Source organism: Aquirhabdus sp., from assembly GCF_046462495.1.
Lineage (GTDB): Bacteria > Pseudomonadota > Gammaproteobacteria > Pseudomonadales > Moraxellaceae > Aquirhabdus.
Genome location: NZ_JBKGVE010000011.1, coordinates 1 through 16,029, shown reverse-complemented (window position 1 = coordinate 16,029; position 16,029 = coordinate 1). Strand labels below are relative to the sequence as shown.

Sequence of the window (16,029 nt, the reverse complement as noted above, 5' to 3'; positions counted from 1 at the left end):
TTTTAAATAAATCATCCCCCGAATCAAAAATCAAATGATCCATTCACTAGAGGCATTTTTTGAATGAGGCCCAAATAAGGACAGTCACGAATTGAGCTTCAGAATTTCCACCGACAAAAATGAGCTGGATCTTGTACTCATCCACAGTTTTCTCAATAACCATGCCCCATGGGCAATTGGCATCTCTGTAGATACCGTGGAAACTGCTATTAAACACTCCTTATGCTTTGGTGTGTTTTTAGACGAGCTGCAAATCGGCTTTGCAAGACTCATCACGGATCATGCAACATTCGGTTATTTGTGTGATGTCTTTATCCTGCCCACACACCGATCAAAGGGCTATGGCAAACAGTTGATCCAGCATATTTTCGCGATGCCTGAACTCAAGCGCTTACGCAGAATTGTACTGGTCACCGCAGATGCCCATGAACTCTATCGCCCTGCTGGCTTTGTGCCTCTTGCGCAGCCTGAGCGCTACATGGAATTACATCGACCGCATATCTATCAGCAGCCGCATAGGCATTAACTCTAACCGCTTTAGTACGTTTAAAAAGTGTGATACACAGGCTCCACGCGCACATCGGTTTTAACCGAATTAGCAATAAAGCACTCTTCATGCGCCTCATGATGCATCTGATCTAATTCTTGGTGCGATGGTCTTTTCTCTTTAGAAAAAAGGGCATCTGGTTTTAAGGTCACCGCAGTCATCGCAAGCTTACCATCGGCATTTTTTGCCATGATCCCAACTGCTGCATCATAATAATAATCGACAACAAATCCACGTTTGGCGGCAATCGCCAAAAACCACAGCATGTGACAGCTTGAAAGCGCAGCGATAAAACTCTCTTCAGGATCTACTGCCGCTGCCTCAGAATACGGTAATGGCACAACATGAGGTGATGATGATCCTGCAACATCAATCCCCCCATCAAAACGAAGAATATGCTTACGACTATAGCGGTTGTCGAGAAAGTCTTGATTATCCCGACTCCAGATCACCTCAACGCCATACTGCGCCATCCCTCTTCTCCTTGATTTGTAGTCTCTGAAAAACAAAAAAGGAAAGCACATGCTTTCCTTTTTTAAATATCACACCATTACATCACTGACCAAGTACATCGATCAATTGTGCTTTGACGCTGTCGATATTATCCAAACCGTTTAACTTGGTATAGCGCGGGGCATTCTCACCAGATGCAGCACGCTTCTGGTAAAAACCAACCAGTTGAGCGGTTTCTTTATGATAAGAAAGTAAACGCTTTTTAATGGTTTCAACTTCGTCATCTGGACGGATAACCAAAGGCTCACCCGTTACGTCATCCACATTTTCAACTTTAGGTGGATTATAAACAACATGATAAATCCGACCTGATGCTGGATGTGAACGGCGACCTGACAAGCGCTTGATAATCTCTTCGTCAGGCACATCGATCTCAATCACGTGATCAATGGTCACACCCGCAGATTCCATCGCTTCTGCTTGAGGAATTGTGCGTGGGAAACCGTCAAAAATACAACCATTGGCACAATCGGGTTGGCTAATACGCTCTTTGACCAGATTAATAATCAAATCATCAGAAACCAGACCACCAGCATCCATCACACTTTTTGCTTGTAGACCTAATTCAGTACCTTCACGAATTGCTGCACGCAGCATATCACCTGTTGAAATCTGAGGAATCTGATAACGTTGATTGATCAACTGAGCCTGAGTCCCCTTTCCAGCTCCAGGTGGTCCTAGCAAAATAATACGCATAACAAATCCTCAAATAACCGAAAAATAAAAACGATAAAACCTTAAATTCAAAAATTCTTTTATTGGCGTAACCATACCGTTCTACAAGTTTGGACTCAAGCCATTTCTGTACCTGAATCGGTCACAACAAATCCTTGAATCATACTAATCAAGGACGAACTTGATCCACATCAACCGTATAGCGGAGACGATCATCCAGCGGTACTGGTAATGACTCTAAATCCCCCGATTCCCCCGTAGGGTTACTACTTTTGCTCACACGTGCCGCAACAATCAGTGGAGTCCCTTGACGATGCGCCGATGAAATCGTTCGATCAGTCAACATGCTATCTTGATCAGATAGTGTTAATTCTAAGGGCTGATGATGACTCAATTGATTCATCAGCACTGGCCCAGTCAATTTCTTGACTGCATAAGGCGCAGGCACCCCTTCAGCCGCACGGATATAAACAAACAAAGTATCACGTGCAGTGATTTTTGAAACTAGACTATCTGCTAATTGTACAGTAATTGTGAGTGTGCTATCAGCTTGACTTTTCGCAACTTGCATCCTTGCCTGTTTAGCATCTTCAATTGCTGTGTTTAATTGCGCCAAAATCGCAGGATTAATCGGCTGATCTGGGGTTGCACGTGCAATCCGAACCGCCTTCAAACGCTGTAACCAATTAATAGCATCATCATACAGATGCGCGCGATAAGTTGCCATCGCCATCAGCATCAACGCCCCTTCATGATTCGGGTTTTTACTTAAAATATGCTGAACCAAACTTAACGCGACATCGTCTATTTTACCTTGTTCGCTGAAAAAACGCATCTGTGCATACGTCATTGCGATGTCATCATCTTCTGGATTCAATCGATACGCATGCGCCAGGGTTGCAAGTGCAGGCTCCATCGCTTCGGCGGCCATATAAGTCTGAGACAAAACAACCCAACGCTTTGCTTCTAATGGATGCTGATAAATATTGGCCTGTAAAGCCTGTAATAAAGCAATGCCATGCTCCGTAGCATCAGCAGGTGGGGTATTGATTTGCCCTGTCATCAATTGCTCGGCGATCTTGCCATATTGATCTTGCGCGCTCCAAAAGCCCACCAAAGCAGTGTGCTCTGCACGTTTATGTAGTGACCATAGGAAATAAGCTCCTAAAGTAAAAACGGGCACCCAAAGAAACACAATTAATATAATAATCTTAGGCAGTCTTGCAGAGTGTTGAACAGATACGCGCCTCCCCAATTGATCTTTTTGAACACGTGCTACATCATGATCCGCAGCAGCAATAAGTTGACGCTCTAGATCTACTTTCTGACCTTGATACTCTTGCGTACCCAGTTTTGCCTGTTGATAATCCGACTCGAGCTCAGCCAGTCGCTCACGAAATACAGAAATATTCAGATCAATCAATGTCTGCCTTATTTTGGTGCGCCGTAGCCATGGCGAGATCACAATCAATGCCAGCAGTAGTGACAAGATCAACGCCGCCCCCCAAAACATGATCAATGTCGAATTAGCGGTCATGGGGTTGTTCCTGATCATTTGGCTGTGATGTTTGCGTATGAGCACTCGACCCATCTAATAGTTGTTTCAACCGCCAGGATTCCTCACTACTCAGTGGTGCCGTAGAAACGCCTTGGCGTTGACGCGCTCTCAGCAACCACCCGATGAGACCCAAAGCCAAGAGGGTGGGCGGTGTAAACCAGAGTAACCATGTCGAGGGTTTGATTGGGGGCTTATAGCTTATAAACTCACCATAACGTGTAACCATAAAATCCCGAATCTCTTGATCGCTACGACCATTCTGGACGAGTTCGTAGGTTTTCTGCTTCAAGTCTTGTGCAATTGGGGCATCTGAACCCGCAAGATTGGCGTTTTGACATTTTGGGCAACGAAACTCTTCAATCAAGCGATGATATTGCGTTTCTTGCTCTGAACTTTTAAACGTGAGATTGCCGTCTGCGGCGATGACCATCGTTGCCGTAAAAGTACACGTCAGCAAAAGTAATCTAGGGAAAGAAAGCATAGATTGCGTTATCGGCATCCTGCACCTCCACCCGCTTTGAGGCTATCTAAGCACGGCTTTAGTTGTGTTTGCCAAACGCTATCATCAACCTCACCAATCACATGCAAACGAATCTGCTGATGCTGATCAACGATAAAAGTCTCTGGCGCCCCCGTAAGACCCAAATCCAGACCTAAATCTCCTTTGGAATCCTGTAGATTAATGCTGAAGGGATTACCATGTTTTTCAAGATAGGCCAATGCAGCACTGGGCTGATCTTTGTAATTGACCCCGACCAAGATCACGCCTTGGCGCGCTATTTTCATCAGATAAGGATGTTCAACAGCGCAAGTGGGGCACCATGAGCCCCAGACGTTTAGCACAAAAGGCTGGGGTGGCAAGTCAGCAACCGTTTGCAAACGACCATCCGCCAGACTCGGCAAGCTGAATGTGGGGAAAGGTTTCCCTGTCGTTGCTTGTGGAACAATCTTGGGATCTACACCTAGGCGAGTCCACAGCAATACCGCTAATCCAATGAAGATCAGTAACGGAATCAACCAAAAAAACTTCTGACGGTTCTGATTCATCGCGTAATCTCCAAATGGGGAGCCGGAGTACCTGCTTTATTCCGCTTAGACAAACGATAACGTCGATCCATGATTGCAAGTCCACCACCTAGTCCCATCATTAAGGCCCCTAACCACAGCCAACGGATAAAGGGTTTGCAATAAACCCGTACTGCCCATGCACCCTCGGGATGATTCGGATCTAAAGGCTCACCGAGTGCCACATACAGATCACGAATAAATGTGCCATCAATCGCAGCCTCAGTCATCGGGCGATTCTGGGCCACATAGAGTCGTTTCTCTGGGTACAGCATGCCCACAACCTTTCCTTCTTTACGTACACTAAAGGTTGCCAGTGTCGCATCGTAATTTGGACCTTTGAGACCTTGAATCGAATCAAAATGAAAGTGGTATCCGGCTAAATCCACAGACTGCCCTTGTTTTAGGGCAACATCACGTTCAATGCTTAAATGGGTAGTTAACGTTATGCCCATAATTACAACCAGCAAACCCATATGTGCAAACACCATTCCCCAATAACTCAAGGTTAAACGCCTTAAACCACGCCATAGATTTGGAGCAGTTTTAGACTTGGTCCAGATATCCCAAAGCAAGAAACCACAGACCCATAAACACAGTGCCTCAGTGAAACCCGTCATTGCTGCATGCTTACCCGCCACAATGAGCCAGAGCCCTCCTCCTGCTAATAAAGCAGTGGATCCCACCGTGATTGCTGGCACCACCAACTCACGGCGTAAACGATCCGATTGCTGCTTCCATGCGGTTACTGGTGCAATCGCCATAAAAACCAATAATAGCCATGAAAGCGGGACAAATAATGAATTGAAGTATGGAGCACCCACCGAAACACGCCCCAGCTCAAAGGCATCAGCAATGAGGGGATAGAGTGTCCCCAGTAGCACAACCGTTGTGGCAACCACCAAGATCAGATTATTGACCACCAAAAAGGTCTCGCGCGACCATAAACGATAGCGACTTTCAGTCGTCAGCTTCCAACCGCGAAGTGCGAATAGCAACAAACCGCCGCCCACAACGGCGATCAGAATCCCCAAGACAAATAATCCTCGAGAAGGATCAGCAGCAAAAGCATGGACAGAGGTTAAGACCCCCGAACGTACTAAAAAAGTACCTAACAGACTTAAAGCAAAAGCCAAGATGGCAAGCAGAACTGTCCAGGCTTTAAATACACCGCGCTTCTCACTCACAGCCAGCGAGTGAATCAACGCAGTTGCAGCAAGCCACGGCATAAAAGAAGCATTTTCAACCGGATCCCAGAACCACCAGCCACCCCAACCTAATTCGTAATATGCCCACCACGACCCTAGTGCAATGCCAATCGTCAAAAAAGACCATGCTGCAAGCGTCCATGGTCTCGACCAGCGTGCCCAAGCGGAATCCAGACGCCCGGCCCAAAGCCCTGCCATGGCAAAAGAAAACGGAACCGCCAATCCCACATATCCCATGTACAACATTGGGGGATGGATGATGAGACCAACATCTTGCAGCAAAGGATTTAAATCAGCACCATCGACAGGCAACATCGGTAGCGAGCGCAAAAAAGGATTTGAGGTAAAGACGATGAATGCGATCATGGCGACCGACACCATGCCCAATATGGACAACACACGCGCAATCATATCCAGTGGGAGTGAGCGGCTAAACAGCGCAACTGCCCCACCCCATAACCCCAAAATCGTCACCCACAACAATAAAGACCCCTCGTGACCACCCCATACTGCAGACATTTGGTAATACCAAGGCAGTAAGCTGTTTGAGTGGTCTGCGACATAGATCAGACTAAAATCATTGGTCAGAAAGGAAGCCATTAAACAAAAGAAACTGACCAATAGCGAAAGCATGTGAGCAAGCGCCATAGAGGGCGCAAGCTGCTGCCAGAGCGGTTGACGCAGTATGATGCCAAGCAAGGAAACGACCGCTTGTAACAGCGCGATCATCAGAGCGGCTATCAGCGCAAAAAAACCTAACTCACCTAACATCTGCACACCGCTCCAATGCCAAAATCTGCATATCGAACATCACTAGAAAATTGAATTTCTCTCAAATAACAAGCAAATCCCATACTCGTTCTTCAAGCAAATTATTTGCATAAAAAAACCCGCAATTACAGAGTGCGGGTCTTTTTATTATGTAATAACAACAAGTCGTCTGTAAAACTTTAGTTTAGTGAAAACCAAAGATCAACTGAATGAAACCTGCAACAGCACCCGTTACGCCGCCCAGTACAATCAAAATCCATTCATCTTCATGAAAAGCTGGACGCAATAAGTTTTGGAACTCAGGTGGCGTCAATTTCAGGATACGTTCATAAAATATTTGATAAATCTTATGACCACGGCTTTGATTCAGCACTGGATTAGAGACAGGCTTCATCGTGACTTCAATCGACTTATCGATCATATCATTTTTCAGCTTGGCGTATTCTGTAGGCCCCAGGCTAACTTGTAAGACAGTCCGTAACAACGGCGTTTCCATCACTAAATTAATATGACGTTTGATGATACGACGAGTCTTTTGGGCACGTGAACCGTACATCATTTCAGTCATGATACTTTTAACGGTAATCAGCTCTTGCGTCACGACCTCAGCAAACACGGCTGAAACTTCAGGCTGACGACGCATAAAGGCGCCCTGCCATGGAAATGTCCCAATCTTAGGAATGGTCGGCACCACATAAGGAAACTTGCGTATAAATCTAAAAATTTGCGGGAAACGGATGTTGATCGGCTCAATAGGATTGAACACCATCATGATGGCGATCCAGTTGGTGAGGAACCCCCACAAAGCGGCCCAGAACACTATTGTCCAGTGCCAAGGCACGATCAAGAAGATGACCATCTGAATCATACCAAAAATCAATCCAATCAAAGCACTGATATGCCAGATAAAATTAATTTCTTTTTGACCTACTTTCAAAAACATTTGCACCATCAGCGCGCGATCGCCTTCCATTTTGTTGACAACCATTTCGCGCATATCGACCAAGCTTTCAACATTAAAAGTTAACTCAGTCACCACATCATGCATAACCAAGGGCATTTGTTTATGCGCTTGCTCATAGATGCGACGCTTAATGGAATAAGGCAAGTTTTCCCAAAGTGTCGCATTACGGTCCAGCATGACTTCATCAATGAGGTATTCCAGCTCTTCACCGATTTCATCGCCAATCATCTGAGCCATTTCAGCGGGATCCATCGCATAAAAGAACTCTTGCAATGATCCTAATTTAGATAAGGTTTGATCAACAATAATACCAGATATCTTTCCAGCTTTACGCGGCACAATCCCCTGCCAGCCGATTGGTAGTGGCCCTAAACGAATACCCCAAAATTTAATGGGATAAAACATCATATTTAGCGCCATCCACACATGCATCCACGTCACAATGGCGGCAACTGGTGCAATGGTGATATACACCCAGAAATGTTCGCCATTAAGCACATCATGCAAACGCATAACGAGAATTTGCCAAAAATTGTATAACATGCAGAATCCTATTCGACTGGCTAAATCAATATTACTTTATTATCAAAAAGATGAGTAGTGACGATGTCACTACTCATCATTAAAAAACGATCACAAAAATCCTGAAGCACACATTCTGAAACGCGGCTTAGAATACACCAAATCCCCAACTTAAACCGAACATCACAGTCGGTGTGACTTTTTGCTGGTCAGGATTACCGTCTTTGTCGCGTTGCGCAGCACCGACAGAAACACTAATCGCAGTCAAACTGGCCTGATTCATAAATAAATAAGACATTTCTAACGCACCGCCTAAACGGTTTTTATGCTCGCCACCAATGCCGCTATTCATAATATGCCCAACATATGCCCCAAAATAAACGCCATCATTATCTTTTTCATTGGTATACAAATAAGGCATTCTAAACCCCACCTGCCCCGCAATGTTCTTGCCATCTGCGAATTGCCCTACTTTGGCATATACATGACCAAAACGTGTCGGTGCTTCTACATTGAAGTGTAGTAAAGAATTCGTGTCACCAACTCCAACATACAATGTATGCAAACCCTCGACTTTGGTATGGTTAAATCCGAACCAGTCTAATGTCGAATCCATCGCAGAACCAACCATGCCCGGCTGATTCGAAGTTGCTGCTAGTGCAGACTCTTCTGCGTACGTCGTACCGACATATGCAAAACTACTGGCGATTAATAATACTTGCAGCACAGAAGAAATTTTTTTGGGCTGCATTGTTTGTTTATCCAGAGTCACTGACTGAGACTCGATCATTCGTTCCATGAGTTTCCTCTTCTCTACGTCACATCGCTATATTAACGAATCTATATTGTTGTTGCTGTGTTGATCGCCACAAGTTGTGATGTCATCAAATAAGCATTCACTTTGCCAGCATTCACATACTGACCAGTGAAGTGAGACTTTGCACACATTTAAAGCAATTATGATCTTGGTGTGAACTTTAACAGAAAAAGTGCGGCATAGAAGCACAAAAACTGCCATCCCGAATGTAAAATGTGAATCATTACACACCTTATGAGAACCAGTTTTCACTTCAGCACGGTAGGGACATCAAATTGGTACCGATTAAGTCCCTGTTTAGTCGCCAAAGTTGAATGCTCATCTGTATACTGCAACGAAAGTTGATTGTCAGCACCAGCATGGATCGTTACACTCGCAAGCCTTAGATTCGTCCTGCACACCTTTTAGTTTTTGCGACCACACATGACGCGTTTTTCCAGATCAAAAAATCCTGTTCCTCTAAAAGACCTTGCAGGTGAACGCAATCTTTTTCGTGCGCGTATCTTTACAGCGGCGATTTTAGTGGTGTCCTGTTTCTTACTGCTTTTGTTCCGTTATGCGCACTTGCAAATACAGCAGTATGACCACTTTACCACCGAATCAGATAAAAACCGGATTAAACTCCAAGCTGTGCCCCCTACCCGCGGCTATATCTATGATCGTAATGGTATTCTACTCGCAGACAACCATCCTATATTCACAGCGATGGTGAATCTGGATGACATTAGCGATTTGAATGTAACGCTTAAAGCACTCACCCCCGTACTCGACCTGTCACAAGAAGATCTGGATCGTTTTACGAGTCGTGCACGCGTCAGTGGCAAACTTAATCCAATCGCCCTAAAAATTGATCTCACCGAACCGCAAATTGCGCGATTTAGTGAACGTAAGCAAGAATTCCCTGGAGTCTCTATTCAAACGAAGATGACCCGCTTTTACCCGCATGGCGACTTATTTGCCCATGTGATTGGTTACGTGGGGCGCATCAATGATAAAGAACAAGCAACGTTGGATAAGGTTGCTTATGCAGGAACCGATCTGATCGGGAAGATTGGCATAGAAAGGTCCTATGAAGACCTTTTACACGGGACACCCGGGTATCAATACATTGAAGCGAACGCCCATGGGGAAGTTCTGAGACAATTGGGTAAAACCGATGCCAAACGCGGCAATGACCTTTACCTCTCGATTGATTATGGCTTACAAAAAATAGCCCAAGATCAATTGGCAGGGCGCCGGGGTGCTGTGGTTGCTATGGATCCGCGCACAGGCGAAGTCCTCGCATTTGTCAGTAATCCCTCTTTTGATCCGAATCCGTTTATTGCAGGAATCAAATCCGACCTTTATGCCCAGCTCCGCGATAGTCCAGATCAGCCGCTATTTAATCGGGCCCTGCAGGGTCTATATCCGCCGGGCTCAACGATTAAACCGTTTGAAGGGCTAGGCGGCATTCATTTTGGACTGATCGACTGGAGCTCCCGGATTTTTGATGGTGGTTCATTTCATTTACCAGGGGACTCTCATCTCTTTCGTGATGATGCAAAACGAGGTCATGGGATTGTCGATCTGAATAAAGCCATCGCCGTATCCTGCGATACATTCTTCTATGTTTTAGCCTATCGCATGGGCATTGATCGCATGCATGAGTGGATGACTCAATTTGGCTTCGGCAGTAAAACAGGTATTGATCTACCCGGAGAAAAGAGTGGCCTTTATCCGTCACAAGAATGGAAACGTGAGCGCCGTAAATCCAATTGGTTACCCGGTGAAACAATCTCTTTGGGTATTGGGCAAGGCTATTTCTTGGCGTCCCCACTGCAATTAGCCATGGCAACATCAATCATGGCCAATCAAGGTAACCATATTAGACCCCATTTGCTGCTAACGACCAAGGGTCCGATCAATTACCCGATTAACAATAAGCCTGACGGCAAAATTAATTTCAATGGTGTCGCTGAGGATTGGCTACACATGCGTGATGCGATGGTTGGTGTGGTGATGCATGGTACTGCACGTCGAATCAGCTATGGTCTGTCGTACCAAATTGCCGGAAAAACAGGAACCGCACAGGTGGTGAGTATCGCTCAAGGCAAAAAATACAATGAAAGTGCGCTCAATCATCGCCAATATGACCATGCCTTATTCACAGCATTTGCCCCAGCGGATGCGCCTCGTATCGCTGTGGCAATCATTGTTGAAAACGGCAAACACGGCGCCAGTGCCGCCGCCCCTATTGCTCGGGCAATGTTTGACTACGCAGTACTGCATATGGATAAAGATCCGATGAAGCCTGAGCCCGCGCCTGTAGACAGCGGACTCATGACCGCAGGTCAACCCATGCAACAAGTTGTCGCACCCGCGTCTACTCCCAAGCCACAGCCCATCGTCGATAGTGCCGGAGATGAGTAAGCGAAAATGAATCAACTACGCATTATTGGTGGAGAGTGGAAACGGCGTATTATCCGATTTGAAAGTACAGATGGACTACGCCCGACTCCAGATCGCGTGCGCGAGACACTGTTTAATTGGCTCATGTGGGATGTTGCAGGCCGACGTGTGCTTGACCTTTGCGCAGGAAGCGGCGCCCTCGGTCTTGAAGCACTTTCTCGCGGTGCTGCGGAATGTACCTTAATTGAACCCCATAAGAAACAAGCGCTTCAACTTTCTAAATCGCTCAGCGAACTGAATGCAGTAGGTGCACAGGTTATCAATCTGACCGCGCAAGCAGCCGTAAACCGTATTGATGGGCAATATGATCTGATGTTTCTTGATCCGCCTTATAGCTTAAATCTATGGGCAGATTTAGCATCTATCTACGATCCCAAATTGAGTGATCATGCACTGATTTATGTCGAAGCAGATCGGGCTTTAGATAGCCTAGGTCTACCTGCCCACTGGATCATCACCAAAGAAACAAAAGCAGGTAGCGTTAGAGCAGGGCTATTTAAGAAAACTTAAGTGCATCTCTTAAAGCTGCATGAATAGATTATGCAGCTTTAACATCCTCTTACCCAACTTGCACCGATAGCATTGTAATTGATCCCATCTCTCCACCATCGACAATAATCTTGAGTGGATCATCATCAGTCATCAGTGCTGCGATATAGAGAAAAGGCAAAAAATGCTCAGCGGTTGGCACGCTAAGTTTCGCCCCCTCTAATTTCATATAATCGGTTAACGCATCCATATTACGATCTAAGAAATGCCGCTTAATGCTTCCATTAAACTGTTCAGCCCAATCAAATGAATGACTACCGATATTCCTATCCATTACACGTAAATTATGGACGACATTGCCACTGCCCATAATCAGTACATCCTGCTCACGCAAAACAGCAAGCTGACGGATCAATGCAACATGTTGTTCCGCACTGAGTGTCGCATCAATACTGAGCTGCAATACGGGAATATCCGCTTCTGGATAGACATGTGTTAAGACGGACCATGTGCCATGGTCCAAACCCCAGCCATGATCTAGTATCACGTTTATTGGTGATAACAGCTGAGTAATCTGTGCAGCTAGCTCCGCATCACCCCGAGCTGGATAACGAAAATCAAATAGCGCCTGCGGAAAACCACCGAAATCATGAATCGTTTTCGGATGCTGCATTGCCGTCACGCCTGTCCCACGGGTATACCAATGCGCAGAAATCATCAAAATGGCTTTGGGGCGAGGTAAATCTTCTCCAAGCTGTCTCCAAGACTCAGTATAGCGATTTTGCTCAATCGCGTTCATGGGGCTGCCATGACCTAAGAACACTGCTGGCATTTTTGCAGAAGGAGTATGCGTGTCTACAGTCATGATTAATCTCACTTAATAATATAGATTCAATATTCATGAAATGCTTCATTGAAGAACTTAGTCCCCATGAAGCATTTTATACGGTACCTTTTTCAGGATCCTTCAATTAAGACAAACCAATTTGCTTCATAAAAGAAAGGTTGTCCCAAAATAAATATTCCTCATCCATGGTGCCATTTTTCCAATGACCGACTGTCACCATTTTGAGCTTAAAAGTCTTGCCAGTAGGTGACAGTGTTTTTCCATTACCAATTGGCATAGGCTGGCTAAAAGTTCCTGCCATCTCACCAATCACACTGGTCCATTCTCCTGATGCAATTTTGACCGGATGAACTTTGATCTTAGTATCGGGTGCAAAAGCAAATTGCTTTTTTAGTTCAGTGATATGATCTGGAATCCCTGTGGTGATGTGACCATCGGGATAGTGCACAATGATATTCAATGCATGACTCTCTTTGAGACGATCCCATTTCTGATTGCTATACACATCAAAATCTAGAGTATCGAATTTGACGAGATGTTCTTTGCCGATACGCTCAGCTTGTTGGTATTGAGCCAGCTCATGCGCATCTGTGCTTGAAGGTTTAGCATAGCTAGAGAAAGCAAACAAACCCATCATTGCGCTAACGGCGATTTTAGTGATCATCATTTTTTTCATATTGTCACCTAATTCAATGAAATGAGAAATTTTTATAAAGCCTGATCAGTTGCAGATCAAAGCGTAACGCATATTTTTTAAGCAAACAATTCTCGGAGGGATTCAATTATTATTTAGATATATTTAACAATAAAATTTATATTAATATCTAATTTAGCGTAAATAAATTGAACAAGTGCGCCGAGAAGGCATAAAGAAACGGTACGGTAAGACAAAAGAAAACGGGATAAAAGACTCAATCCTTTATCCCGTTTGTCATGTCTAAACAAATACCTAGTACAAAGGAAAACCTGACGCCATCGGCTTGCCTTCTTTACGCTCCTCATCAACCATCTGTCTTGCGACAAAGAGTATTAACTGACGTAGCCAGCGATGCGCTGGGTGATGATGCAGGAGTGGCCCCCATGCCATCTTCAACTCAAACTCGGGGATATAAAACGGGGGGTCTTTAATCACCACACGTGGGTTATTTGCTTGCAATCGTGCCACTCGGGTTGGCAAAGTGGCTATTAAATCCGCGTTAGCAGCGAGCAGACCAGGGGTTTGATAATGACGCGTAAAAATACTAATTTTACGTTTTTGCCCTATCCGCTCAAGCGCTTGATCAATCCAGCCCAACCCACCTGACTTTTCAGGATTCACACCAAATCCAACTCCCATGCCCGTCTTACTGACCCAAATATGCTGAGCCTCTAAATAACTTTTGAGATTAAATTGCTCAAGACTCGGACTCTTATCATTGAGCAAACAGCTAAAACTGTCACGCCAGACTAAAACCTGATGAAAACTTTGTGGGATTTCGTTAAAGCGGTTAATCGCCAAATCGACTTTACCTTGCTCCATGTCCCGATAAGAAACATCCGAAGGCGTTAAAAAGTCGAGTACAACATTCGGCGCCTCAGAGCGCATCGCCTTCACCAACCGTGGCACCAGTGTCGCTTCTGCATAATCACTAGTCATAATTCGGAATACACGCGCACTGGTGTAAGGGCGAAACTCTGTCCGCGGCTCCAAAATCTGAGACAAATCAGCGAGCGCTTCACGAATCAGGGGTTGCAACTCTAGCGCACGCTCAGTCGGCGTCATGCCTTCGGATGAGCGGATCAGTAGAGGATCATTGAACAGTGTTCTCAGGCGACGTAAAATATTACTCATCGCGGGTTGCGTCACCCCCAACTGCTCGGCCGCACGTGTGACGTTTTTTTCTCTCAATAAAACATCAAGATAGATGAGAAGATTAAGGTCAACACGCTCAAGATTCATGAAATAAATACCGAAGATTAAATTGATAAATTAGCTAAATTATGCCATAAAAAGTAGACTCTGCGCATTGTTAAAGCTCACTTAATATCTATTTTTTATTAAGCCTTGCTTTAATTTTCCCTCATTCAAGACAGGAAAATGTCATGACTACGTACAGTACTGCTATTGATGCCGTTCGTGCAATTAAAGCGAAATTCGGTGATACTTGGAACGCAATCAGCCCAGAAGATGCAGCACGCATGCAAATTCAAAACCGTTTCAAAACCGGTTTAGACATTGCTAAGTATACCGCTGCCATCATGCGTAAAGACATGGCTGAATACGATGCCGACAACAGCAAATACACCCAGTCATTGGGCTGCTGGCACGGTTTTGTTGGTCAACAAAAAATGATCGCCAACAAAAAATACTTCGGCACCACAAGCAAAAAATACTTGTATCTGTCAGGTTGGATGGTTGCTGCACTGCGTTCAGAGTTCGGCCCATTGCCAGACCAATCAATGCACGAAAAAACTTCTGTCCCAGCATTGATCGAAGAACTGTATACCTTCTTGCGTCAAGCTGATGCTAAAGAACTGAACGACTTGTTCCGTCAATTGAAAAAAGCTCAAGAAGCGGGTCAAGACACCAAAGCAATCGAAGACAAAATCGAAAACTTTGAAACGCATATCGTTCCTATCATTGCCGATATCGATGCTGGTTTTGGTAACGAAGAAGCGACTTACTTGTTGACCAAGAAAATGATCGAAGCGGGTGCTGCATGTATCCAAATCGAAAACCAAGTTTCTGATGCTAAGCAATGTGGTCACCAAGCTGGTAAAGTCACTGTACCACATGAAGACTTCTTGGCAAAAATCAACGCAGTACGTTATGCATTCTTAGAACTCGGCGTAGACGACGGTGTTATCGTTGCACGTACCGACTCTGAAGGTGCTGACTTAACACAAAAAATCCCTGTTTCTAAAGTAAAAGGTGATTTGGCTTCTCAATATATCAGCTATCTTGACACTGTAGAGATCGACATCTCTGAAGCGCAAGACGACGAAGTATTGATCAAGCGTGATGGCAAGTTGCATCGTCCAAAGCGTTTGGCAAGTGGCTTGTTCCAGTTCCGTGCTAACACTCAAATCGATCGTGTTGTACTTGACTGTATCACCAGCTTGCAAAACGGTGCTGACCTGCTCTGGATCGAAACTGCAACACCAAACGTCGCTGAAATCGCTGAAATGGTTAACCGCGTTAAAGAAGTTGTTCCAAATGCTAAGCTGGTTTACAACAACAGCCCATCATTCAACTGGACTCTGAACTTCCGTCAACAAGCATACGACGCGATGGTTGCTGCTGGTAAAGACGTATCTGCATACGACCGTGCGAAGTTGATGAGCGTTGATTACGACAACACTGACTTGGCAAAAGAAGCTGACGAACGTATCCGTACATTCCAAGCTGACGCATCACGTGAAGCTGGCGTATTCCATCACTTGATCACTCTGCCGACTTACCACACGACTGCTCTGCATATGCATGAACTGTCTAAAGGTTACTTCGGTGATCAAGGCATGTTGGCATATGAGGGCCAGCTTGAACAACAGCGCGCTGGGCGTGATCAGCAGCCTGGGCGACCTGAAGCTCGACGTCGGCCAGCTGGACAACAGCCAGGGCGGCG

At 45.2% G+C, this 16,029-nt stretch carries 15 protein-coding genes; 4 read left to right on the top strand and 11 right to left on the bottom strand.

The features are described from left to right. Window positions 1-91: 91 nt before the first annotated feature. Window positions 92-526: a GNAT family N-acetyltransferase gene (locus tag ACLHG7_RS14140; protein WP_410211646.1), complete on the top strand. Its 435-nt coding sequence runs from the start codon at window positions 92-94 to the stop codon at window positions 524-526. A gap of 20 nt (window positions 527-546) precedes the next feature. Here the strand turns inward: ACLHG7_RS14140 and ACLHG7_RS14135 are convergent, their stop codons facing one another. From ACLHG7_RS14135 to ACLHG7_RS14100, 8 genes are all read right to left on the bottom strand, one after another. Then, complete coding sequence (locus ACLHG7_RS14135) at window positions 547-1,020, bottom strand: OsmC family protein (RefSeq protein WP_410211645.1); 474 nt, start codon at window positions 1,018-1,020, stop codon at window positions 547-549. A gap of 82 nt (window positions 1,021-1,102) precedes the next feature. Continuing rightward, window positions 1,103-1,756 carry an adenylate kinase gene (gene adk, locus ACLHG7_RS14130; RefSeq protein WP_410211644.1) on the bottom strand — a complete coding sequence of 218 codons (654 nt, stop codon included), beginning with the start codon at window positions 1,754-1,756 and terminating at the stop codon, window positions 1,103-1,105. A 148-nt stretch (window positions 1,757-1,904) separates the two neighbouring features. Beyond that, window positions 1,905-3,272: a c-type cytochrome biogenesis protein CcmI gene (gene ccmI / locus ACLHG7_RS14125; protein WP_410211643.1), complete on the bottom strand. Its 1,368-nt coding sequence runs from the start codon at window positions 3,270-3,272 to the stop codon at window positions 1,905-1,907. Next, window positions 3,262-3,792 carry a cytochrome c-type biogenesis protein CcmH gene (locus ACLHG7_RS14120; protein WP_410211642.1) on the bottom strand — a complete coding sequence of 177 codons (531 nt, stop codon included), beginning with the start codon at window positions 3,790-3,792 and terminating at the stop codon, window positions 3,262-3,264. The genes ccmI and ACLHG7_RS14120 overlap by 11 nt, the downstream gene beginning before the upstream one ends. Next, on the bottom strand, window positions 3,783-4,340 hold the full coding sequence (locus ACLHG7_RS14115) for a DsbE family thiol:disulfide interchange protein (RefSeq protein ID WP_410211641.1): 558 nt from the start codon (window positions 4,338-4,340) through the stop codon (window positions 3,783-3,785). The genes ACLHG7_RS14120 and ACLHG7_RS14115 overlap by 10 nt, the downstream gene beginning before the upstream one ends. Continuing rightward, window positions 4,337-6,337 carry a heme lyase CcmF/NrfE family subunit gene (locus ACLHG7_RS14110; protein ID WP_410211640.1) on the bottom strand — a complete coding sequence of 667 codons (2,001 nt, stop codon included), beginning with the start codon at window positions 6,335-6,337 and terminating at the stop codon, window positions 4,337-4,339. The genes ACLHG7_RS14115 and ACLHG7_RS14110 overlap by 4 nt, the downstream gene beginning before the upstream one ends. Window positions 6,338-6,521: 184 nt before the next feature. Beyond that, window positions 6,522-7,814: a hypothetical protein gene (locus tag ACLHG7_RS14105; protein ID WP_114900713.1), complete on the bottom strand. Its 1,293-nt coding sequence runs from the start codon at window positions 7,812-7,814 to the stop codon at window positions 6,522-6,524. A 157-nt stretch (window positions 7,815-7,971) separates the two neighbouring features. Further along, a complete protein-coding gene (locus ACLHG7_RS14100) occupies window positions 7,972-8,622 on the bottom strand; it encodes a hypothetical protein (RefSeq protein ID WP_410211639.1) in 651 nt (216 codons plus the stop codon). 441 nt (window positions 8,623-9,063) lie between these two features. On the opposite strand from ACLHG7_RS14100, the gene mrdA reads away from it, so the two are divergent. Together mrdA and rsmD are read left to right on the top strand one after the other, a co-directional pair. Beyond that, on the top strand, window positions 9,064-11,049 hold the full coding sequence (gene mrdA, locus ACLHG7_RS14095; RefSeq protein ID WP_410211638.1) for a penicillin-binding protein 2: 1,986 nt from the start codon (window positions 9,064-9,066) through the stop codon (window positions 11,047-11,049). A gap of 6 nt (window positions 11,050-11,055) precedes the next feature. Beyond that, on the top strand, window positions 11,056-11,598 hold the full coding sequence (gene rsmD / locus ACLHG7_RS14090) for a 16S rRNA (guanine(966)-N(2))-methyltransferase RsmD (protein ID WP_410211637.1): 543 nt from the start codon (window positions 11,056-11,058) through the stop codon (window positions 11,596-11,598). Window positions 11,599-11,647: 49 nt separating this feature from the next. Here the strand turns inward: rsmD and ygiD are convergent, their stop codons facing one another. The 3 genes from ygiD to ACLHG7_RS14075 all read right to left on the bottom strand — a co-directional run bounded on the left by ygiD (window position 11,648) and on the right by ACLHG7_RS14075 (window position 14,363). Further along, a complete protein-coding gene (gene ygiD, locus ACLHG7_RS14085; protein WP_410211636.1) occupies window positions 11,648-12,442 on the bottom strand; it encodes a 4,5-DOPA dioxygenase extradiol in 795 nt (264 codons plus the stop codon). 106 nt (window positions 12,443-12,548) lie between these two features. Further along, window positions 12,549-13,100 (bottom strand): ester cyclase, encoded by a 552-nt coding sequence (locus ACLHG7_RS14080; RefSeq protein ID WP_410211635.1) that lies wholly within the window; start codon window positions 13,098-13,100, stop codon window positions 12,549-12,551. Between the two features lie 273 nt (window positions 13,101-13,373). Continuing rightward, complete coding sequence (locus tag ACLHG7_RS14075; RefSeq protein WP_410211634.1) at window positions 13,374-14,363, bottom strand: LysR family transcriptional regulator; 990 nt, start codon at window positions 14,361-14,363, stop codon at window positions 13,374-13,376. A 143-nt stretch (window positions 14,364-14,506) separates the two neighbouring features. Here ACLHG7_RS14075 and ACLHG7_RS14070 point away from each other — a divergent pair. After that, window positions 14,507-16,029 (top strand): isocitrate lyase (locus tag ACLHG7_RS14070; RefSeq protein WP_410211633.1); only part of this gene is annotated, 1,523 nt, incomplete at its 3' end.

What these genes read in the sequence shown, in the direction of transcription:
- ACLHG7_RS14135 (WP_410211645.1), bottom strand. Translation starts at nt 1,020, where the DNA reads ATGGCGCAGTATGGCGTTGAGGTGATCTGGAGTCGGGATAATCAAGAC.
- adk (WP_410211644.1), bottom strand. Translation starts at nt 1,756, where the DNA reads ATGCGTATTATTTTGCTAGGACCACCTGGAGCTGGAAAGGGGACTCAG.
- ccmI (WP_410211643.1), bottom strand. Translation starts at nt 3,272, where the DNA reads ATGACCGCTAATTCGACATTGATCATGTTTTGGGGGGCGGCGTTGATC.
- ACLHG7_RS14120 (WP_410211642.1), bottom strand. Translation starts at nt 3,792, where the DNA reads ATGCCGATAACGCAATCTATGCTTTCTTTCCCTAGATTACTTTTGCTG.
- ACLHG7_RS14115 (WP_410211641.1), bottom strand. Translation starts at nt 4,340, where the DNA reads ATGAATCAGAACCGTCAGAAGTTTTTTTGGTTGATTCCGTTACTGATC.
- ACLHG7_RS14110 (WP_410211640.1), bottom strand. Translation starts at nt 6,337, where the DNA reads ATGTTAGGTGAGTTAGGTTTTTTTGCGCTGATAGCCGCTCTGATGATC.
- ACLHG7_RS14105 (WP_114900713.1), bottom strand. Translation starts at nt 7,814, where the DNA reads ATGCGTTTGCATGATGTGCTTAATGGCGAACATTTCTGGGTGTATATC.
- ACLHG7_RS14100 (WP_410211639.1), bottom strand. Translation starts at nt 8,622, where the DNA reads ATGGAACGAATGATCGAGTCTCAGTCAGTGACTCTGGATAAACAAACA.
- mrdA (WP_410211638.1), top strand. Translation starts at nt 9,064, where the DNA reads ATGACGCGTTTTTCCAGATCAAAAAATCCTGTTCCTCTAAAAGACCTT.
- rsmD (WP_410211637.1), top strand. Translation starts at nt 11,056, where the DNA reads ATGAATCAACTACGCATTATTGGTGGAGAGTGGAAACGGCGTATTATC.
- ygiD (WP_410211636.1), bottom strand. Translation starts at nt 12,442, where the DNA reads ATGACTGTAGACACGCATACTCCTTCTGCAAAAATGCCAGCAGTGTTC.
- ACLHG7_RS14080 (WP_410211635.1), bottom strand. Translation starts at nt 13,100, where the DNA reads ATGAAAAAAATGATGATCACTAAAATCGCCGTTAGCGCAATGATGGGT.
- ACLHG7_RS14075 (WP_410211634.1), bottom strand. Translation starts at nt 14,363, where the DNA reads ATGAATCTTGAGCGTGTTGACCTTAATCTTCTCATCTATCTTGATGTT.